This window comes from Pantoea sp., assembly GCF_039594315.1.
GTDB lineage: Bacteria > Pseudomonadota > Gammaproteobacteria > Enterobacterales > Enterobacteriaceae > Pantoea.
Genome location: NZ_JBCNNP010000017.1, coordinates 48,614 through 69,915 on the forward strand (window position 1 = coordinate 48,614; position 21,302 = coordinate 69,915).

Consider the following 21,302-nt stretch of genomic DNA (forward strand, 5'->3'; position numbering starts at 1 on the left):
TTCCCGGCGATACGTCAGAAAACACTGCAACCGGAGCAAGCACTGCATGGAACTCGACTACGAAAGTAAACGCCCGCTGTATATTCCTTATGCGGGTCCGATCCTGCTGGAATTTCCGCTGTTGAATAAAGGCAGCGCCTTCACCCTCGAAGAACGTAACGAATTTAACCTCAACGGTTTGCTACCCGAAGCGGTAGAAACCATTGATGAGCAGGTCGAACGCGCATGGCGCCAGTTCCTGGATTTCAAAAACAATAACGACAAGCACGTCTATCTGCGTAACATCCAGGACACCAACGAAACGCTGTTCTACCGCCTGCTGGACAATCATCTGGAAGAGATGATGCCGATTATTTATACCCCAACGGTTGGCGCGGCTTGCGAACACTTCTCCGAAATTTACCGTCGCGCGCGCGGCGTGTTCATCTCGTATAACAACCGCGACCGCATTGAAGACATGCTGCAAAACGCCACCAAGCAGAATGTAAAAGTGATCGTGGTAACCGATGGCGAGCGTATTCTCGGCCTCGGCGATCTCGGCATCGGCGGCATGGGGATTCCGATTGGTAAGCTGTCGCTGTACACCGCCTGTGGCGGCATCAGCCCAGCGTACACCTTGCCAGTGGTGCTGGATGTCGGTACCAATAATCAGCAACTGCTCAACGATCCGCTGTACATGGGCTGGCGCCATCCGCGTATCACCGGTGAAGAGTACGAATCTTTTGTTAACGAATTCATTCAGGCAGTGAAACGTCGCTGGCCAAACGTGCTGTTGCAGTTCGAAGATTTCGCGCAGAAAAACGCCATGCCACTGCTGGAGCGTTATCGCGATGAGATTTGCTGCTTCAATGACGACATTCAAGGCACCGCCGCTGTTACCGTGGGCACCTTGATCGCCGCCAGCCGCGCAGCCGGTAGCCGTCTGTGTGAGCAGAAAGTAGTGTTCCTTGGTGCGGGCTCCGCCGGTTGTGGTATCGCCGAGCAGATCATTGCGCAGATGAAATCGGAAGGTTTAAGCGATGACGAAGCGCGCGGCCGCGTGATGATGGTCGATCGTTTTGGCCTGCTGACGGACAAACTGCCAAATCTGCTCAACTTCCAAAGCAAACTGGTGCAGAAGAGCGAAAACCTGAAGGATTGGGACACCGACAGCGACTCCATTTCGTTGCTGGACGTGGTGCGTAACGCGAAGCCCGATATCCTCATCGGCGTGTCGGGCCAACCGGGCCTGTTCACCGAAGAGATCATTCGTGAGATGCACAAGCACACCAAACGTCCAATCGTGATGCCGCTGTCGAACCCGACTTCACGTGTCGAAGCGACGCCAGCCGACATCATCGCGTGGACCGACGGTGCGGCGCTGGTTGCCACCGGCAGCCCGTTCTCGCCTGTTACCTGGAAGGGAAAAACCTATCCTATCGCCCAGTGCAACAACTCCTACATCTTCCCAGGCATCGGTTTGGGCGTGATTGCAGCGGGTGCAACGCGCGTCACTGATTCAATGCTGATGACCGCCAGCCGCGCGTTGGCTGACTGTTCACCGCTGGTGAATGATGGTGAAGGACCGGTGCTGCCAGAAATCAAAGACATCCAGGGCGTATCTAAACTGATCGCCATTGAAGTTGGCAAAGCGGCGCAGTTGGCGGGTGTTGCAGTGGTCACTTCGGAAGATGTGCTGTCGAAAGCGGTTAGCAATAACTTCTGGCTGCCGCAGTATCGTCATTACCGTCGTACGTCTATTTGATTGTAGGCATTGCCGGATCGATTAGGTCCGGCAATGCTTAAAATAACATCAGCCAACCGGCGTTAGCTTGCTTCCCCGACCTGCCTCAAGTAGCCTTTATCCATTCTGAATTCTGCCAACCGAGTGCTTACGCGCATGATTAAACGCGTTTTGTTTGGTCTGTTTTTCATCATCTTACTGATGGTGGCGACCGCGCTCGGCCTGGATCGCTGGATTAGTTGGAAAACCGCACCGTTTATTTACGAAGATGTGACTTCATTGCCACATCGTCAGGTCGGCGTGGTCTTGGGTACCGCCAAATATTATCGCACTGGCGTGATCAATCAGTATTACCTGTATCGCATCCAGGGCGCGTTGAATGCTTACAACAGCGGCAAGGTCAATTATCTGCTGCTGAGCGGCGATAACGCCCAGCAAAGCTACAACGAACCGATGACGATGCGCCGCGATTTGATCAAAGCCGGCGTAGCGCCCGCCGACATCGTGCTGGATTACGCCGGTTTCCGCACGCTGGATTCGATTGTGCGAACCCGCAAAGTGTTCGATACCAACGATTTCATCATCATTACGCAACGTTTTCATTGTGAACGCGCGCTGTATATTGCCCAGCATTTAGGCATTCAGGCGCAGTGTTATGCGGTGCCATCGCCGAAAAATATGCTGTCGGTGCGCTTACGTGAAGTGGGTGCGCGTTTGGGCGCATTGGCTGATTTGTATTTAATGAAGCGCGAGCCGCGTTTTCTTGGGCCGTTGATTCCGATTCCAGCGGTACATGAAGTGCCGGAAGATGCGCAGAGTTATCCGGCCGTAACGCCAGAGCAGTTGTTAGAGTTGGAAGAGAAGTTGCAGAAGTAAGTTTTTTATCGTCTATCCGGCAACGCGCACCCAACTAAAAAGGGCCGCTCTGTGCGGCCCTTTGTTTGCTGTGTGATGTGTCTTATTTTTTACGTGCGTACTTCAGTGAATCCAGCGCTACCGCGAAGATAATGATGCCGCCCTTGATGATGTACTGCCAGTAAGGGTTCACGCCGATATAGGTCAAACCGTAGTTGATGACGGTGAAGATGATTACACCAGTGACCACGCCAGCCACCGAACCGACGCCACCAGCAAACGACACGCCACCGACCACGCACGCCGCAATTGCATCAAGCTCATACATAAAGCCGAGGTTGTTGGTGGCGCTGCCGATACGGCCCGCTTCCAGCAAACCGCCGAAGGCATAGAACACACCTGACAAGGCGTACACCAGAATCAGGTTCAACGGTACGTTTACGCCAGAAACTTTGGCTGCTTCTGGGTTGCCACCAATCGCAAAGATGTTGCGGCCAAAACGCGTTTTGTTCCACAGCACCCACACGAAGATAATAGCGATGATCGCGTAGAAGGTGATGAAGGAGAGTTTGAAATCACCGAAGCGCAAGAAGCCTTGAGCAAACTTCGAGAAACCCGCATCAAAACCGGCAATCGGCGAAGCACCCACGTAGTCGTAATAGAGTGAGTTGATACCGTAAACGATGATCATGGTGCCCAAAGTGGTAATAAATGGCGTCACTTTGAGGTAAGCGATGATCACGCCGTTCACCAGACCAATCACGCCACCGATGATGCATACGGTCAGGATCACCAATGGGATTGGCACGGTATCCAGATGTGGGAACACCTTGTTGGCGTTATCCATTGCCTGTAACAGCGTGGCGGCCACCACCGCAGCTAAGCCCACCTGACGTCCGGCGGAAAGGTCAGTACCCTGCGTCACAATCAAGCCCGCCACACCCAGCGCGATAATAATACGCACTGAAGATTGGGTCAGAATGTTACTCAGGTTCATTAAACTTAAGAACGTTGGATCCTGGAAAATAATAATTGCCAGCAGTACGAACAGGACAACGTAAATGCCGCCCTCTTTTAACCAGGTTAGCGCATTCTTTTTAGTAGTCGCTTTCATGTTAAAGCCCTTGCTTCATTAAAGGTGTAATGACGCTAAACGCAGGATTTCATTCTGCGAGGTCGTTTTGGTATCAACAATGCCCGCTACCTGGCCATTACTCATCACTAAAATACGATCGGTAATTCCCAACAGCTCTGGCATTTCAGAAGAGATAATAATGATGCCCTTCTCTTTCTTAGCTAATTCGGCAATCAATTGGTAGATTTCGAATTTAGCCCCGACATCAATCCCGCGCGTCGGCTCATCCAGCATCAATATTTCCGGCTGGGTTAACAGCCAGCGACCAATAATCACTTTCTGTTGGTTACCACCGGAAAGCGAACCAATTTGGGTATGATGCCCCGGCGTTTTTACGCGCATCGAATCAATTACCCATTGGGTATCGCTTTTCATGCGTTTATTATCCAGCAGTCCCATGCTGGACTTATACTTTTTAATATTGGAGATAAGCGAATTAAAACCAATATCCAGATAAGCATAAATCCCGGTAGAACGACGCTCTTCCGTCACCAGCGCAAAGCCATGATTAATTGCTTCATTCGCGCTGTGGTTATTAATGCTCTTGCCGTGCAATTTAATCGTGCCGCCTGACTTCTCGCGAATACCAAACAGGGTTTCGACGATGTCAGTACGTTTAGCACCCACCAAGCCAGCAATGCCGAGAATTTCGCCTTTGTGCAGATCGAAAGAGATATCGCGAATCGACGGCTGGCGCAGCGAGGTTAAATGGCGCACCTCAAGAATCACTTCGCCCGGCACGTTGGTCTTATCCGGGAAGCGCTGATTCAATGAACGTCCCACCATCATCGAGATGATCTTGTCCATATCCAGCCCTTCCAGCGGCTGAGTGGCAATCCATTGTCCATCACGCAAAATGGTGATCTCATCGCACAGCTGGAAAATCTCTTCCATCTTATGCGAGATATAAACAATGCCGCAGCCGCGATCTTTCAGCTTACGGATAATAGTAAACAGGTGGTTAACTTCTTTTTCTGTCAGCGATGACGTTGGCTCATCCATAATGACAATTTTGGCGTCATAAGAGAAAGCCTTGGCAATTTCAATCATCTGCATCTGCGATACCGATAGATTCGCCACTTTGTCGCGCGGATCGATATCAATATCTAATTCATCAAAGATCGCTTTGGTATCACGATACATTTTATCCTGATCAACAAACACGCCTTTACGTGGATAACGGCCCAGCCACATGTTATCCATTACGTTGCGTTGCAGAACCAGGTTTAATTCCTGATGCACCATTGAGACGCCATTTTCCAGCGCTTCTTTGGAGCTCTTATAATCAATCTCTTCACCCTGAAACAGGATGCTCCCCGTATCCTTTTTATAAATCCCAAACAGGCACTTTAATAATGTCGATTTACCGGCGCCGTTTTCTCCCATTAATGCATGAACGGAGTGCGGACGCACTTTTAAATTCACATTATCTAAGGCTTTAACCCCTGGAAATGATTTCGAGACATTCGTCATCTCCAGCAGATATTCACGCTGTGTGGTCGGATTCTCACTGGCCATAATTTACCTGGCTAAATAAAAGCGTTGGTCAGATGCAATAAGGCGCGGCGAAGTGCCGCGCCCAGGATGAATTACTTCACAAACTGAGACAGGTTTTCTTTATCTACTGGTACGTAAGGAACACGTACGATTTTGTTTTCCATCTTGAAGTTAGTACCGGCAGTTGGCTCTTTGCCATTGGCCAGGTTGTTGGCGATATCCAGCGTGGCTTTAGCCTGGTTTTCCGCATCGTTCAGCACGGTACCGGCCATCGCACCGGATTTCACCAGCGCCAGCGCTTCTGGCAAGGCATCGACTCCGAATACTGGAATGCTGGTTTTGTTGTGTGCTTTCAGCGCTTCAACCGCGCCCATCGCCATGGCATCGTTGTTGGCAATGATCACTTCAATTTTGTCAGCGTTCGGGCCAGACAACCAGGCATCCACTTTATCTTTAGCCTGTGCGGTATCCCACATCGCGGTGTCCATCGCCAGCTGCTGCGTTTTCAGACCGTCTTTGTTCAGAGTATCGATAACGTATTTGGTACGGGCTTCGGCATCAGGATGGCCTGGTTCGCCTTTCAGCAGTACGTACTGAATCTGACCATCTTTGTTCAGATCCCAGGCTGGCGTTGATTTCCAATGCTTCTCAATCAGCTGCCCCTGGATAATGCCGGACTCTTTTGAATCAGTACCGACGTAGTAAGCTTTTGGATAGCTCGCCAGTACTTTGGCGTTTGGCTCTTTGTTGAAGAACACCACAGGCACATCGTTAGCTTTTGCTTTGTCGATCACCACTGCCGCAGCAGCTGGGTCAACCAGGTTGATTGCCAGCGCTTTCACGCCTTTCGCCATCAGCACGTCAATCTGATCGTTCTGCTTTGACTGGTCGTTCTGCGAGTCATTCATCAGCAGCTGGACGCCGCCAACGGCTTTAGCTTCTTTCTCAATGTCCTTACGTACCATCGACATGAAGTTGTCGTCGTATTTATAAATGGTCACGCCAATGCGGGTATCGGCGGCGTGCGCAGTTGCACCAAACATCATGCTGGCAACCAGTGCTGTGAGCGTGAAAACCTTCTTATTCATGGTATCTCCGGTTTTTTATGTAGGGCATTTCATTGCGCCGTATTGCCTGCGGGCAACCAGCGCCGTCGGTTTAATTCAATAATGGGGCGGACGCGTAAACGCAAAGCCGGGCCACCATCGCAATCCTGACTTCCCTGTAGGTAAACGCTTCCTGAAGAGTGTTGTGAACTATTTCAATCGGCTACTGAAACCTGCTGGGAGAAGGATTACCCGGCGTTACATGATGTTTCAGTCCGGTAAGACGCTGCCATCATAGTGAGCAGCATGTTAATTAACTGTGAATACAATCACAGATTGGAAACGGTTACACAGGGCTATCGCCTGAATTAGTGACCGACTCCACAATTTGCCGCTGAGCCACCGAATGACGACGCACTAGCGTTGGCATAAAGCAGTGTGAAGCGTGCAGATCCAGCTCACCTGCCGCGCCTTTCAATGCCAGCTCAGTGGCGAGTTTTGCCATGGAAACAATGGGATAGCGTACCGTAGTCAGCTGCGGATCGGTGTAACGTGAAATGGGAATATCATCAAAGCCGATGACAGAGAAATGCTGCGGAACCTGAATGCCGTTGTCCTTCAATGCCGTCAATGCGCCGGCCGCCATGCCGTCATTGTAGGAAAACACCGCTGTTAAATGTAAGTTACGGCCGAGCAGTTCCACCATCGCTGCTTCGCCGCCTTGCATATCCGGTTCGGCATGGGCAATCCATGACTCTTGTGGGCGAATCCCCTGCTCTGACAAGGCTTGCAGCCAACCCTCACGCCGCTGTGTAACATCTTCAATCGGGTGACTTGAACTGAGAAAACCAATGCGTTGGTGGCCCTGTTGTAACAGCATGCGCGTTGCCACCTGCGCGCCAGTGACATTATCCAGGCAAACACAACGGTGCTCATATCCCGGAATTGTACGGTTAATCAATACCATACCGGGAACGTGACCCATAAATTGTGTCAACTCAGCGTCTGAAAGCGTTTTCGCGTGCACCACCAATGCGTTGCAACGTTGACGTATCAACACCTCAATGGCATGACGTTCTTTCTCTTCCTGATGCCAGGAATTGCTGATTAAGACGTGTTTATGCACGCGCTGCGCCACGGTATCTACCGCCTTCACCAGCGCGCCAAAGAAGGGATCGGAAACGTCCATGACCACCACGCCAATGGTGTCACTGACTTGCGTTGCCAATGCCTGCGCGTTGGCGTTGGGGCGATAACCCAGCGCATCAACCGCAGCCAGCACGGCTTCGCGGGTATCGGCGGTGACTGCACTGCTGTTATTGAGCACACGTGACACGGTGGCAACAGACACACCGGCCTGACGGGCAACATCACGAATCGTTATCATGCAGCGGTTCCACAGAGGCTAAAAATGCGCGACAAGCGCGTAACGGCGCTATTCTGTCAGGGCATGTGGACCCACTACGTGAATTACGTCACACGGATGAAAACGGTTACATACAAATCTGTAACCTTTGTGATGAACATCATTATCTGATGTGAGAGGAAGAGTTGGGTTGTCCAGCTGCTAAGCGCGTCAATTTACGCCATATCCACTCCATTGGGCCTTGTGGGAAGAAACGTAGCCACAGTACGGAAAACAGGATATTAACCAACCAGATAGCTGGAACAAACGCCAATAGATGCAGGCGATCAAACTTGAGGAACAGGTCGAAACGATAGAACAAGGTGGTGCAAATCAGCGTCTGTAACAGGTAGTTGCTCAATGCCATGCGGCCAACGCATTGAATGGCGTAACTGAAACGCGTTGCAGCAATTTGCGGCCAGAATCCCAGACACAATGCTGCATAACCGAGACTGATAAACGGACTGGCAAGATCGCGCGGCAGTTGCAGGAAGAAGCCGGTCCAGCGGAATTCCCAGCCAATCATCCACTGCGCGACAATGCCGGGAATGGCGATCAGCCAACCGATGGTTAGCAACAGCGCGGCTGAACGGCGATAATGCTGCACGCTGAATTGCCCGCTCAGCCAGCCGCTGCGCATCAATGCAGCACCAATCAGCATCAAACCGGCCAGTTGCCAGCCATATTGCGAAGCCAGCGCCATCAAACCGGATGACAAGTGATCAAGCCGATTCTGCACCGCTTCCCAGCCGCCGAGCAGTTTCCAGTAGCTTTCGTATTCCAAATCCGCCGCGCCTGGCAACCATGAACGACTGGGTTGGGCGTTAGAAATCATGCCGAACACCAGCAACACACCGCAGCCGACTAAATAGAGCAATACGCCGGTTTGTAACAACGCACGGTCGGAGGGCACATCGCGCAACATGCGCCAAATAATTAGCCCAATCAGGCCGTAATCCAGCAGGATGTCGCCTTCCCAGAAAAACAGCGTGTGGATAAAGCCAAAAAGCACTAATAACGTCAGGCGCGCCGACATCCAGCGACTGCCGCGCGGCGCTTGCATGTACAAACCGGCACCAAACAGCAAAGCAAATAGCGTGAGAAATTTGAGTTGCGCCAGGCCATCCATGATCGCCCACGTCCACGCATCTGAGAGTGAAGCCTGCCCTTGCCACGCCGGATTAAGATAGGCCGCCGACGGCAAGCCAAAGCCGACAATGTTCAGCAGCAAAATGCCGAGAATGGCGCAACCACGAATGAAATCCAGCGCGAGATAGCGTTGCATCGAGTGCCCTGACAAATGGGGGAAAATGGGCGACAAGGTGTCGCCCAAACAGATTAACTGTGACGAACCGCGCGCAGAAACTCCTGACGCGTATTCTGGCTGGATTTGAACAATCCACCCAGCGAAGTGGTGGTAGTCGCGCTGGTGGCATCTTTCACGCCACGCGCTTTCACGCAGTAATGCACCGCATCAATCGAGACCGCAACATTGTTAGTGCCAAGCAGCGTTTGCAGCGCCACCAGCACTTGCTGGGTCAAGCGTTCTTGCACCTGCGGACGCTGGGCAAAGAACTGCACGATGCGGTTGATTTTCGACAGGCCAATCACCTTCTCTTTCGGGATGTAAGCCACGGTGGCTTTGCCGTCGATAATCACAAAGTGGTGTTCGCAGGTGCTGGTCAGCGTGATATCACGCACCGTGACCATCTCATCCACCTTCATCTTATTTTCGATGACGGTGATTTTCGGGAAATTGGCGTAATCAAGCCCTGAGAAAATCTCATCGACATACATTTTAGCGATGCGATGCGGCGTTTCCATCAGGCTGTCATCTTCCAGATCCAGATTCAGCAACTGCATAATTTGGGTCATATGACCGGCAATTTCGCGCTTGCGCGCAGCGTCATCCATTTCACGCACCGGGGCGCGTAGCGGCGTTTCCAGACCACGCGCTAACAGCGCTTCGTGAACCAGGGCGGCTTCCTGACTTAAGGTGCTCATCTTACTCTTCTCCGGCAGGTGATGCGCCCGCAGGTCGTGGCCTGCGGGGGAAATTCTGAGCGCGTATTGTGAAACACTCCGCGCCCTTAATCCAGTAATCAATCTGATAGAGCATGAAAGCTTTTCATGCGCTGCGGCGACGTAAAACCAGCATACCAGCAAGGATTAAGCCCGCGCCTGCCACCCACAAGGCCGGTTCCAGCTGATGCCACAACAGGCTGGAAATCCACGACAGCAGCGGGCCGCCCAACTGCCCCACCGCATAACCGGTAGTGAGTAAGCCAGCTAGATAGCGCGCATGATGCGGTGCCAGTTCCCGACCATATTGCAACGCCAGTTGCACTACGCACAGGAAACCGCCGCCAATCAGCACTGCGCCAAGCATCAAACCATTCAGGCTTGGCATGACAATCGCCGCAACCACGCCCAATGCCTGCATCCACAACACAATCGCCAGCCGTAAGTGGCTGCTGCCCCAACGCCGCGTCATGATGCCGAGCACAATGCCAATCACCGAAGCGCCGCCAAATACCGGCCAGACAAATTGAGCAAAGGCGCTATCGGGAAAACGTGCTGCCGCCATTTGCGACATAAAGGTGGCGGGCAGGATATAACCGAATCCCGCCAGCGTGTAACACAACACCAAGCGTTTAAGATCGCCATTCAGCACCAACGGCGCAGGGGCTTGATCGGGACGATGCAATTGGCCGGTGCGCGGCAAAAATCGTGCAATTCCCGCCACCAGCAATAGCGCCAGCAAACCATAAGCCGCCCACGCAAACGCCGCACTGACGCCGCTGGCATGCAGCACCACCGCTAAAATACCGCTAAGGAAAATCCCGGTACCCGGACCGGCAAACACCGCTGCCGATAAGCCGGGACGACCATAATGATGCAGTTGTTCGTTGCTCCACGCGGCGATAAGCACTAATCCCCAGCCGCTGGCACAACCAATCAGAAAACGAATCAAACCGTGCAGCCACGGGCCACTCACCACCGCCGAGAGCAGCGTTAAGATCACCGCGCCCCACACGCCCGCTTGTAAACGCCACTCCACCCGTTTGTGCGCGCGCATTGCATCAAAAGAACCACACAGATAGCCGAGATAGTTGAGTGCCGCCACTAAACTGGCACTGGTGAGCGTCAACTGATGGTCCTGAATCATCAAAGGAACCTGCGGCGTGAAAGCAAACCGCCCAATCCCCATTGCAACCACTAAACTTAAGAACGCGCTGAGCGCGACACGAAACGCCATTCTGACCTCAAGATGGATTATCACTTGTCACTAGCATGCATGACGTTTAGACTCACGAAAAGTGAATAATACTAACCAAGTTGTTTACGAGAAGAGAATATGGATCTAGTACAGCTGCGCATGTTTTGCTCCGTGGCCGAATCCGGTTCGTTGGCTCGTGCAGCCGAGCAACTCCATCGCGTACCGTCCAATCTCACCACGCGACTGCGCCAGTTAGAAGAAGAGATTGGCGTGGATTTGTTTATTCGTGAGAAGCAACGCATTCGTTTGTCGCCGATGGGCCACAATTTTCTTAATTATGCGCAGCGCATTCTGGCGCTGAGCGACGAAGCATTGAATATGGCGCGCGCCGGTGAACCTGGTGGCAATTTCGCCTTGGGCTCGATGGAAAGCACCGCGGCGACGCGCTTGCCTGCCTTATTGGCCGCCTACCATCAACGTTTTCCCGCGGTCGAGCTTTCACTGATCACCAATACTTCTGGCGAGATCATCGACAAAGTGCGTGAAGGCACACTGGCCGCGGCGTTGGTGGATGGCCCGGTGGCGCATGACGATCTCAACGGTTGCATCGCCTTTAATGAACAGATGGTCCTGATCACCAGCCCGGAACATGCGTCGATTACCAGCGCGCGCGATGTGCAAGCCGATACGCTATTTGCCTTCCGCAACAGCTGTTCTTATCGCACCAAACTGGAAGCCTGGTATCGCGAAAGCCAAACCGCGCCGAGCAGCGTGATGGAGATTCAGTCGTATCACGCGATGGTGGCCTGCGTCGCTGGCGGTGCGGGCGTGGCGATGATTCCCGCCTCGGTGCTGGCGCAAATGCCGGCGCGCGCGCGCGTGCAAGAACATGCGTTGCCACCGGCCTATCGCGACACCGCGACCTGGCTGATGTGGCGGCGCGATGCGTTTACCCCCAACGTGGAAGCGCTGAAGTATTTAATTATTGAATTGTTTGACGACCGCCCGGTTAACGATGAATTGCGGCATCCGCTGCACGTTGCCGAGTAAATTTCTTTTATCGATATCACGACCATCGGGGCCATTGGCCCGCATCTACAGGAAGAGGGATTGCATGAACATGATTAAAACCCGCGCCGCCGTTGCCTGGGCAGCTGGCGAACCGCTGAAAATCGAAGAAGTGGATTTGATGCCACCGCAGAAAGGCGAAGTGTTGGTGCGTATCGTCGCCACTGGCGTGTGCCATACCGATGCTTACACCTTGTCTGGGCAAGATCCGGAAGGCGTGTTCCCGGCAATCCTCGGTCATGAAGGCGGCGGCGTGGTGGAAGCGGTTGGCGAAGGCGTCACCAGCGTGGCGGTCGGCGATCACGTGATTCCGCTCTACACGCCAGAGTGTGGCAAATGTAAGTTCTGTTTGTCGGGTAAAACCAACTTGTGTCAGGCGATTCGCGCCACTCAAGGCAAAGGTTTGATGCCGGATGGCACCACCCGCTTCTTCAAAGACGGCAAGCCGATTTTCCACTATATGGGCACCTCGACCTTCTCTGAATACACCGTGGTGCCGGAAATTTCACTGGCGGTGATCAGCAAAGAAGCGCCACTGGAAGAAGTGTGCCTGCTGGGCTGCGGCGTTACCACCGGCATGGGCGCGGTGATGAACACCGCGAAAGTGAAAGAAGGCGACACCGTGGCGATCTTCGGCCTCGGCGGCATTGGTTTGTCAGCGATTATTGGCGCAAAAATGGCGAAAGCCGGTCGCATCATCGGTATCGATCTGAATACCAGTAAGTTCGATCTGGCGCGCAAATTGGGTGCTACCGATCTGATTAACCCGAAAGATCACGACAAGCCGATTCAGGACGTGATCGTTGAACTGACCGATGGCGGTGTCGATTTTTCCTTCGAATGTATCGGTAACGTCAACGTGATGCGTTCGGCGCTGGAGTGCTGCCATAAAGGTTGGGGCGAATCAGTGATTATCGGCGTTGCCGGTGCGGGCCAGGAAATCTCTACCCGTCCATTCCAGTTGGTCACCGGCCGCGTATGGCGTGGTTCCGCGTTTGGTGGGGTGAAAGGTCGCTCGCAGTTGCCGGGCATCGTGCAGGATTATCTCGACGGGAAATTCGCCCTGAATGATTTCATCACCCACAACCTGCCGCTGGAAGAGATTAATGACGCCTTTGATCTGATGCACGAAGGGAAATCGATTCGTACGGTGGTGCACTTTAACAAGTAATCAGGAGACGTTATGGCATCCACTTTGGAGCTGTTAGAAGAGCATCGTATTTTTGGTGGCTGGCAGCAGCGCTGGCGCCATCAATCGTCGCTGCTGAACTGTCCGATGACCTTTAGCATATTTCTGCCGCCGCCGCAGAGCGATGCGCCGCCGCCGGTGGTGTGGTTTCTGGCAGGCTTGACCTGCAATGATGAGAACTTCACCACTAAAGCGGGTGCACAGCGCGTCGCCGCGGAGTTGGGTTTGGTACTGATTATGCCGGATACCAGCCCGCGCGGTGATGAGGTGGCGAATGACAGCGGCTACGATCTCGGTCAAGGCGCAGGTTTTTACCTCAATGCCACGCAACAGCCGTGGGCGGCGAATTTCCGCATGTTCGATTACCTCAGCAGCGAGTTGCCAGCTTTGGTGGCGGATAACTTTAAGCTGAGCGATCGCCAATCGGTGATGGGCCATTCAATGGGCGGACACGGCGCGCTGGTATTGGCGCTGCGTCTTGGCGGGCGTTTTGCTTCGGCATCGGCGTTTGCACCCATCGTCAATCCCACAGAAGTGCCGTGGGGCCAGAAAGCCTTTGCCGCCTATTTGGGTGAGGATCGCCAAACATGGCGTGAATGGGACAGTTGCTTGTTGATGCAGGACGTGGAGCAGCGATTGCCGATTTTGATCGATCAAGGTGATAGCGATCAGTTCCTGGCCGATCAACTGCGTCCCGAACGATTGGAAGCGGTAGCGCGTGAGCAAGGTTTCCCGCTGGAGTTACGTATTCAGCCGGGTTATGACCACAGCTACTTCTTTATTGCCAGCTTCGTTGAGGATCATCTGCGTTTCCACGCGAAGCATTTGTTGGTGTGACAAGGTCGCCATCAATGGCGACCCTACGTAAGGTGCGCATTCATGCGCACCTTAATTAAACCAACGTCTCCGCCAGTCCGTCGATCATCACTTGCGGCATGCCGCGTGAACAATGCTCGATACGACCGCGCACACCATACACCTGCGCCAATGTTTCCGGGGTAATCACCTGCGAGGGTTCACCGTCTGCCAGCAAATTGCCGTCTTTTAACATTAACGCGTGATCGGCATGACGCAGCGCGATATTGATGTCGTGCACCACCACCACCGTCACAATGTTACGCAGGCGAGTTTCACGGCGCACCAAATCCATCACGTGAAATTGGTAGTTGAGATCCAGCGCACTGAGCGGCTCATCTAGCAACAGCAGCTCTGGACGACGAATCAGCGACTGCGCCAACCCAACTAATTGTTTCTGTCCACCCGAAAGCTGATCGAGATAACGCATGGCAAGATGCGCAATACCGAGTTGCTCCAGCAGATGCATGATCTCCGCTTCGCTCGATGCGCTATGCAAGCCACCGGACGCACGCTGCGCCACAATGATCGATTCCAGCACATGCAGATGCACACCCGCTGGCAAACTTTGTGGCAAATAGACCACACGCTGTGCCCGACGAGCAAACGGCTGGCTCATTAACTCTTCGCCATTCAGCCACAGTTCGCCCTGCCCTTTACTCAAGCCTGCCAGCGCACGCAACAGCGTTGATTTGCCGCAGCCGTTCGGCCCGAGCAGCACGGTAATTTTTCCGCGCGGCAGTTCCGGCACGTTGAGATCTTCAATGACTTTGCGCTTTGGATAACCCGCGTAGAAATGGCTGAGACGTAATCCTTTTTCCATCACACTGTCCCCCGATGACGCAGAATAATGCTGAGGAAGAACGGCACACCAACCAGCGATGTCACGATGCCGACCGGAATAATCACGCCCGGAATCAGGTTTTTCGAGGCGACAGATGCCAGCGACAGCACCAGCGCGCCAACCAGTGCACTGGCTGGCAAATAATAGCGGTGATCTTCACCAAACATCATGCGCGCGATATGCGGTGCCACCAGGCCGATAAAGCCAATCGGGCCAACGAATGCCACCGCCAGCGCCGAAAGAATACTGATGCGCAGTAGCGTTGCCAGACGCAAACGACGCACGTCGATACCAAAACTCACCGCGCGATCTTCGCCAAGGCGCAACGCGGTCAGTTTCCAACTGCTTAGCATCGAGAACGGGACCAGGATGGCAAACGCCGCACTTAATACGCCGAGTTTTTCCCACGAAGCGCGCGCCAGGCTGCCCATGGTCCAGAACACCAAACCTTGCAGCGTATCTTCGCTGGCGATGAATTGCATCATCGAGACCAGCGCGTTGAAGGTAAACACCAGCGCGATACCAAACAGCACCACGCCTGAAGTTGAAACTTTGGTCCAACGCGTGACGCCATCCAGCATTAATGCGGCAAACAGCGCAAACACAAAGGCATTGGCGGAGATAAACCACTGATCGGGTACGCCAGGAATGCCGATGCCAAGGATGATCGCCAACGCGGCACCAAAGGCGGCCGCTGAGGAAACGCCCAGCGTGAACGGGCTGGCAAGCGGGTTATTCAGGATGGTTTGCATCTCTGCGCCGGCAAGCCCCAGCGAGAAGCCCACCACCACCGCCATCAATGCGTAAGGTAAACGGATATCCCAGACAATCACGCGCGTGCCCGCATCAACTGCATCGGGATGCGTCAGCGTTTGCCACAAAGTGTCGAGGGAGAGCCCAGCCGGGCCGAGAGTGAAATCCAGAATGACCGACGCTAAGATCGCCAGCACCAGCACGCCAATCAACATCAGTCGCTGACGCAGTACCTGACGATAACGTGTCATGGTCTCGGTTTCGAGGCCGTTTTCCGCCACCAGCGTGGCGTCCGTGATACGCATTGTTCTACCCATTGCTTGTCGAAATCATAACGGCAGCCACAATAGTGCAGGTGATAATAATTATCAATCCAATCTGTGTTACAGCCATTAAAAAAGGCGCACTGTCATGTGCGCCTTATTCTTTTTGTAGGGTCACCATTCATGGTGACCGCTAGCAATGGATTATTCCTTAAACTTGGGGAATTCCATCTCGCTGTATTTCACGAAGCGTGAGCCGCGCGCCAGCTTGTAACCCAACCAAATAATCAGGAACAGCGGAATACCGATATAGGTTGCCGCTACGCCATACCAATCAATGCGATCGGCAAGGAAGGCTTGGTAGTTCTGTCCCAGCGTGATGATCAGGCACAGCACAAAGGCGAAAATCGGTCCCAGCGGGAAGAAACCTGAACGGTAAGGCAAATCGGCAAGATCGTGGCCCTGCTTCATATAACCGCGACGGAAACGATAATGGCTGATGGCGATGCCCAACCAGGCGATAAAGCCGGTCATGCCTGAGGTATTCAGCAGCCACAGATAGACTTCCTGATTGCCAAATTTCGAGCTAAGGAAGCACAAACCCGCGACGACAGTGGTTGCTACCAATGCGTTGCGCGGTACGCCACCTTTCGACAATTTGCCGAAGATGCGCGGCGCTTTGCCTTCGCGTGCCAGGTTGAACAGCATACGCGTGGAAGCGTACATGCCGGAGTTACCCGCCGACAGCACCGCCGTCAGGATGACTGCATTCATCACCGCCGCCGCTGACAGCAAACCGGCATTCTGGAACACCAGCGTGAACGGGCTGATGGCGATATCAGTCACATCGTTATGCAACAGCTTCGGATCGGTGTACGGCAGGATCAGGCTGATAATCAGAATCGCGAAGATATAGAACAGCAGGATTCGCCAGAAAACCTGACGCACTGCGCGCGGGATATTCTTGCCCGGATCCTGGGATTCACCAGCGGCGATACCGATCAGTTCGGTTCCCTGGAATGAGAAGCCGACGATCATCGCCACACCAATCATCGCCGCAAAACCACCGGCAAACGGCGCATCGCCAACCGTCCAGTTGTGCCAGCCAGCGCTTTCCGCGCCGCGCATGATGCCGGTAATCATCAAGACGCCGACCACAATGAAGATAATCACAGTGGTGACTTTGATCAGTGAGAACCAGTATTCCGCTTCGCCGAAACCTTTTACTGAGATGTAGTTCAGTAAGAACATCAGGCCAAGGAACAGCGCACTCCAGATCCAGCCGGGCGTGTCCGGGAACCAGTAGTTCATCACTAATTGCGAGGCGACGAGGTCAACGGCGATGGTCACCGCCCAGTTGTACCAATAGTTCCAGCCCAGCGCGAAGCCGAAACCTTCTTCTACATATTTGGCGCCGTAAGTGGCGAAGGAGCCGGAAACCGGCATAAATGCCGCCAGTTCGCCCAGGCTGGTCATCAGGAAATAAACCATCAGGCCAATCAGCGCATAAGAGAGTAACGCGCCGCCGGGACCGGCTTGAGAAATGGTGGCACCTGAGGCGACAAACAGGCCGGTACCGATTGAACCGCCAATGGCGATCATGGTGAGATGACGCGCTTTTAATTCACGGCGCAATCCAGGTTGTTGTATTGTTTTTGAGTCATTATGCATGTGTAAACGCTATGCTGGATAAAAATGAGGCGAGATTGTAGCAGCTAACCCCCAGCTGTATAGCATTCACGTCGGGTTATTAGTTACCTTCATGATCGGCTCAGAATTATTAGCCACAGCGCAATCGCAACCCAGATTATTCGCGGCAATACGACAAGAAACGGCTCAACGCTTTGGATACATGTTTCTGACGATGATGGATGCGATACAGCGTGCGCGTCAGGCGTGGCAACGGAACCGCCACTTCGACCAGCGTCCCTGCCTCGAGTAAATCCTCAATTACCCGGCGCGACAAACAGCTGATGCCCATGCCGTGCCGCACCGCGTGTTTGATCGCTTCAGAGTTGCCCAACTCCATACCGAGCTGAAACTGCGGCAGATGCGATAGCAAGAGGTAATCGACAATTTCTCGCGTACCTGAACCGCGCTCGCGTAAGATCCACGGTGCGGCAGCCAGCGTTTCAAGGGTGATCGGCTGTTGCAGGATGGCCGCGTCCGGCGCTGCAAACACCACCAACTCATCTTCCAGCCACGGCTCACTGATAATGTCTAACTCGTGGCACGGACCTTCAATCAAGCCGATATCGACGCGAAAATCTGCCACCGCATTGATGGCATCCTGACTGTTGCCAACGCTGAGCTCGAGCGGCAGCGTGGGAAAATCACGGCGATAAGCGGCAATCATTCCCGGCAATAAATAGTTGCCGATGGTGCTGCTGGCAAACAGACGAATCGCGCCGTTATCTTCACTAAACAACTGCTCAATTTCGCCCGCTTGCTCCAGCAAGCCCACCGCGCGTGGATACAACAAGCGACCATGCTCATTCACCACCAAACGTTTACCTACGCGATCAAACAACTGCACGCCGAGTTGATTTTCCAAATCGGCTAACGCCGCACTTACCGCCGACTGCGACAGCGCCAGCACCTGCGAAGCCTGGGTGGTTGAGCCACTTTTCAGAACTTCGGTAAACACTTCAATCTGTCGCAGCGTAATGTGCATGCGTTTTACCTATCGTTTATTCTGGTTGATTACAAATATATTATCTCTTTCACTTTTAAGCTAGTTAGTGCGCGTTCATGCCGCTGCGGGCGGCTGAGCCTTTTATGGCGTAATCGCATCCGCTATAGTGAGCGCCTTGCACCAGCAATCGCCCAAACCAGGAGAGCGGCATGAAATATATCGGCGCACACGTCAGTGCATCAGGCGGCGTGGACCAAGCAGTGATCCGTGCCCACGAACTCGAAGCCACAGCCTTTGCGCTGTTCACCAAAAATCAGCGCCAGTGGAAAGCTGCACCGCTGTCTGGCGAGGTTATCGATGCCTTTAAAACCGCCTGCGATCGCTACAACTTCACTTCCGCGCAGATCCTGCCGCACGACAGCTATCTGATTAACCTTGGCCATCCGGTAATGGATGCGCTGGAAAAATCGCGCGAAGCCTTCCTGGATGAGATGCAGCGCGCCGAGCAGTTGGGTTTAACCTTGCTGAATTTCCATCCCGGCAGCCACCTCAAACAAATAGAAGAAGACGCGTGCCTGAAACGTATCGCCGAATCGATCAACATCGCGCTGGATAAAACCAGCAGCGTGGTGGCGGTGATTGAAAATACTGCCGGTCAAGGCAGCAACCTCGGTTTCCGCTTCGAACATCTCGCCACCATTATTGAGCACGTGGAAGATAAGTCGCGCGTCGGCGTGTGTATTGATACTTGCCACGCGTTTGCCGGCGGCTACGATTTGCGCACCGAAGAAGCCTGTGCGGAAACGTTTAGCGATTTTGAGCGCATCGTCGGTTTCCAGTACCTGCGTGGGATGCATTTGAATGATGCTAAAAGCACCCTTGGCAGCCGCGTCGATCGTCACCACAGTTTGGGTGAAGGTAACATCGGCAAAACCGCATTTAGCTGGCTGATGAAAGATAAACGCTTTGACGGCATTCCGATGATTTTGGAAACCATTAATCCGGATATCTGGAAGGACGAGATTGCGTGGTTGAAGTCAGAGCAGCAGGGTTAACCACCATCGAATTAAAAAAGGGAGCCGAGGCTCCCTTTTTGACATCTGTAGAAGATTACGCCGCTTTCGCCAACTCTTCTTCCGGACGTTTCAGAATCGCGTAGCCGAGGCCCGCAACCGCTGTACCAATCACAATCGCCATCAGATAACCCAGCACCGGCGTGATTGCGCCAGGAATCAGCAGTACAAACAGGCCACCGTGCGGTGCCATCAGTTTCGCGCCAATCGCCATGGAAATGGCGCCAGTTACCGCGCCGCCGATGATGCAGCATGGCAGTACACGCATTGGGTCACGAGCGGCAAACGGAATCGCACCTTCGGAGATGAAGCACAAGCCGAGTACCAGTGCCGCTTTGCCACCTTCTTGCTGACCTTTGTTGAACTTACGACGCGCCACGATGGTTGCCAGCCCCATCGCCAGCGGTGGCACCATACCGGCCGCCATAATCGCCGCCATTGGTGCGTAGGTTTGCGAACTCAGCAAGCCAACACCGAATGCGTAGGCCACTTTGTTCACCGGACCGCCCATATCGGTACACATCATGCCGCCGAGGATAGCGCCCAGCAGAACTGCGTTAGCAGTACCCATGTTCGCCAGCCAATGAGTCAAGCCACTCATGATGCCCGCAACAGGTTTACCCACCACATAGATCATCAGCAAACCGGTAATCAAACTCGCGACTAGCGGAATGATCAGAATCGGCTTCAGCGCTTCCATACTTTGCGGCAGCTTCACTTTGCTGCTGAGGAATTTCGCGGCGTAACCGGCAATGAAACCGGCGATGATACCGCCAAGGAAACCGGCGTTAATGCTGGTGGCGATCATACCGCCAATCAAACCTGGCGTCAGACCCGGACGGTCAGCAATCGAGAAGGCAATGAAGCCAGCCAACACCGGAACCATCAAGGCAAAGGCGCTACCGCCACCGATTTGCATCAGCGCAGCCGCTAAGGTGCCCTGCTCTTTAAATGCGGTAATACCAAAAGCGAATGACAATGCGATGCTCAGACCGCCCGCCACCACCATCGGCAGCATGTACGATACGCCGGTCAATAAGTGACGATAAGCACCCGCTTTCTCTTTGCTATCGCTCTGCGCGTTGGCGGTTTGGCTGCCGCTTGGCTGATAGGTTTTCGCTTCAACCTGCGCTTTATCCAGTTCCTGCGCGGTTTTCTTCAACGCCAGGCTGGTTGAGGTGCGATACATCGGCTTACCGGCAAACTTCGCCAGATCCACATCGATATCCGCCGCCACGATCACCAGATCGGCCGCAGCCACTTCTTCTGGCGTGATAGCATTGCCCGCGCCGACAGAGCCACGCGTTTCAACTTTCACCCACCAACCACGTTTAGTGGCTTCTGCCTGAATAGCTTCGGCGGCCATAAAGGTATGCGCTACGCCGGTTGGGCAGGCGGTGACCGCAACAATACGTTTCTGCGCAGAACTTGCCGCAGCGATTGGCGCTGCCGCCGTTGCCGCCGCAGCTTGCCAGGTTTTGGCGTTCGCTTTGGCGTGGTTAATCGCCGCCAGCGGATCGCGCAGCACTTGCTGCACATCGACCAGCGCGACAGATTTACCGGCTAGCTGCGCGTCATTCGGCGCATGCTCGCCCGCCACCAGCACCAGTTCAGCGTCGGCGGCATTTTCAGTTAACGTCAGGCCAGCTTGCGCTGCGGCTGCACGTAAGCGTTCCAGCGCCAGATGTCCTGATGCCAGTCCCAGTGAAGAATCTTTTATCAGCAGCGTTTTCATTATCGC

18 protein-coding genes are annotated in these 21,302 nt (G+C 53.7%); 6 read left to right on the forward strand and 12 right to left on the reverse strand.

The window, feature by feature from the left end; all coding sequences use genetic code 11:
* Positions 1-46: 46 nt before the first annotated feature.
* Together ABDW13_RS12375 and sanA are read left to right on the forward strand one after the other, a co-directional pair.
* The gene (locus ABDW13_RS12375) at positions 47-1,744 is read left to right on the forward strand and encodes an NAD-dependent malic enzyme (RefSeq protein WP_343552854.1); all 1,698 of its coding nucleotides are present in this window, start codon (positions 47-49) and stop codon (positions 1,742-1,744) included.
* Positions 1,745-1,879: 135 nt separating this feature from the next.
* A complete protein-coding gene (sanA, locus tag ABDW13_RS12380; RefSeq protein ID WP_343552855.1) occupies positions 1,880-2,599 on the forward strand; it encodes an outer membrane permeability protein SanA in 720 nt (239 codons plus the stop codon).
* Positions 2,600-2,681: 82 nt separating this feature from the next.
* Here the strand turns inward: sanA and mglC are convergent, their stop codons facing one another.
* The 7 genes from mglC to ABDW13_RS12415 form a co-directional block, all read right to left on the reverse strand.
* Positions 2,682-3,692 (reverse strand): galactose/methyl galactoside ABC transporter permease MglC, encoded by a 1,011-nt coding sequence (mglC, locus tag ABDW13_RS12385; protein ID WP_343552856.1) that lies wholly within the window; start codon positions 3,690-3,692, stop codon positions 2,682-2,684.
* An 18-nt stretch (positions 3,693-3,710) separates the two neighbouring features.
* Complete coding sequence (gene mglA / locus ABDW13_RS12390) at positions 3,711-5,231, reverse strand: galactose/methyl galactoside ABC transporter ATP-binding protein MglA (protein WP_343552857.1); 1,521 nt, start codon at positions 5,229-5,231, stop codon at positions 3,711-3,713.
* Between the two features lie 71 nt (positions 5,232-5,302).
* Positions 5,303-6,298 carry a galactose/glucose ABC transporter substrate-binding protein MglB gene (gene mglB / locus ABDW13_RS12395; RefSeq protein WP_343552858.1) on the reverse strand — a complete coding sequence of 332 codons (996 nt, stop codon included), beginning with the start codon at positions 6,296-6,298 and terminating at the stop codon, positions 5,303-5,305.
* A 304-nt stretch (positions 6,299-6,602) separates the two neighbouring features.
* Positions 6,603-7,643, reverse strand: coding sequence for an HTH-type transcriptional regulator GalS (gene galS, locus ABDW13_RS12400; protein WP_343552859.1), 1,041 nt, complete (start codon positions 7,641-7,643; stop codon positions 6,603-6,605).
* A 142-nt stretch (positions 7,644-7,785) separates the two neighbouring features.
* Positions 7,786-8,946 (reverse strand): DUF418 domain-containing protein YeiB, encoded by a 1,161-nt coding sequence (gene yeiB, locus ABDW13_RS12405; protein WP_343552860.1) that lies wholly within the window; start codon positions 8,944-8,946, stop codon positions 7,786-7,788.
* A 53-nt stretch (positions 8,947-8,999) separates the two neighbouring features.
* Complete coding sequence (folE, locus tag ABDW13_RS12410) at positions 9,000-9,665, reverse strand: GTP cyclohydrolase I FolE (RefSeq protein WP_049852430.1); 666 nt, start codon at positions 9,663-9,665, stop codon at positions 9,000-9,002.
* A gap of 124 nt (positions 9,666-9,789) precedes the next feature.
* Positions 9,790-10,920: a YbfB/YjiJ family MFS transporter gene (locus ABDW13_RS12415; RefSeq protein ID WP_343552861.1), complete on the reverse strand. Its 1,131-nt coding sequence runs from the start codon at positions 10,918-10,920 to the stop codon at positions 9,790-9,792.
* 99 nt (positions 10,921-11,019) lie between these two features.
* Here ABDW13_RS12415 and ABDW13_RS12420 point away from each other — a divergent pair, with 99 nt between their 5' ends.
* The 3 genes from ABDW13_RS12420 (at position 11,020) to fghA (ending at position 13,975) form a co-directional block, all read left to right on the forward strand.
* Positions 11,020-11,931, forward strand: a complete 912-nt coding sequence (locus ABDW13_RS12420; RefSeq protein ID WP_343552862.1) for a LysR substrate-binding domain-containing protein — start codon at positions 11,020-11,022, stop codon at positions 11,929-11,931.
* Positions 11,932-11,995: 64 nt separating this feature from the next.
* Entirely contained in the window at positions 11,996-13,120 is a 1,125-nt protein-coding gene (locus ABDW13_RS12425; protein ID WP_343552863.1) for an S-(hydroxymethyl)glutathione dehydrogenase/class III alcohol dehydrogenase, read from the forward strand.
* A gap of 12 nt (positions 13,121-13,132) precedes the next feature.
* Positions 13,133-13,975 (forward strand): S-formylglutathione hydrolase, encoded by an 843-nt coding sequence (gene fghA, locus ABDW13_RS12430; RefSeq protein WP_343552864.1) that lies wholly within the window; start codon positions 13,133-13,135, stop codon positions 13,973-13,975.
* A gap of 55 nt (positions 13,976-14,030) precedes the next feature.
* On the opposite strand, the gene ABDW13_RS12435 is transcribed toward fghA, so the two are convergent.
* The 4 genes from ABDW13_RS12435 to yieE form a co-directional block, all read right to left on the reverse strand.
* Positions 14,031-14,816, reverse strand: a complete 786-nt coding sequence (locus tag ABDW13_RS12435; protein ID WP_343552865.1) for an ABC transporter ATP-binding protein — start codon at positions 14,814-14,816, stop codon at positions 14,031-14,033.
* Complete coding sequence (locus tag ABDW13_RS12440) at positions 14,816-15,841, reverse strand: iron ABC transporter permease (RefSeq protein WP_343552878.1); 1,026 nt, start codon at positions 15,839-15,841, stop codon at positions 14,816-14,818. The genes ABDW13_RS12435 and ABDW13_RS12440 overlap by 1 nt, the downstream gene beginning before the upstream one ends.
* A gap of 216 nt (positions 15,842-16,057) precedes the next feature.
* The gene (locus ABDW13_RS12445) at positions 16,058-17,524 is read right to left on the reverse strand and encodes an amino acid permease (RefSeq protein WP_343552866.1); all 1,467 of its coding nucleotides are present in this window, start codon (positions 17,522-17,524) and stop codon (positions 16,058-16,060) included.
* A 136-nt stretch (positions 17,525-17,660) separates the two neighbouring features.
* Positions 17,661-18,527: a DNA-binding transcriptional regulator YeiE gene (yieE, locus tag ABDW13_RS12450; protein ID WP_343552867.1), complete on the reverse strand. Its 867-nt coding sequence runs from the start codon at positions 18,525-18,527 to the stop codon at positions 17,661-17,663.
* A 170-nt stretch (positions 18,528-18,697) separates the two neighbouring features.
* On the opposite strand from yieE, the gene nfo reads away from it, so the two are divergent.
* Positions 18,698-19,543, forward strand: coding sequence for a deoxyribonuclease IV (gene nfo / locus ABDW13_RS12455; RefSeq protein ID WP_343552868.1), 846 nt, complete (start codon positions 18,698-18,700; stop codon positions 19,541-19,543).
* A 55-nt stretch (positions 19,544-19,598) separates the two neighbouring features.
* On the opposite strand, the gene fruA is transcribed toward nfo, so the two are convergent.
* On the reverse strand, positions 19,599-21,296 hold the full coding sequence (fruA, locus tag ABDW13_RS12460) for a PTS fructose transporter subunit IIBC (protein WP_343552869.1): 1,698 nt from the start codon (positions 21,294-21,296) through the stop codon (positions 19,599-19,601).
* Positions 21,297-21,302: the final 6 nt, after the last annotated feature.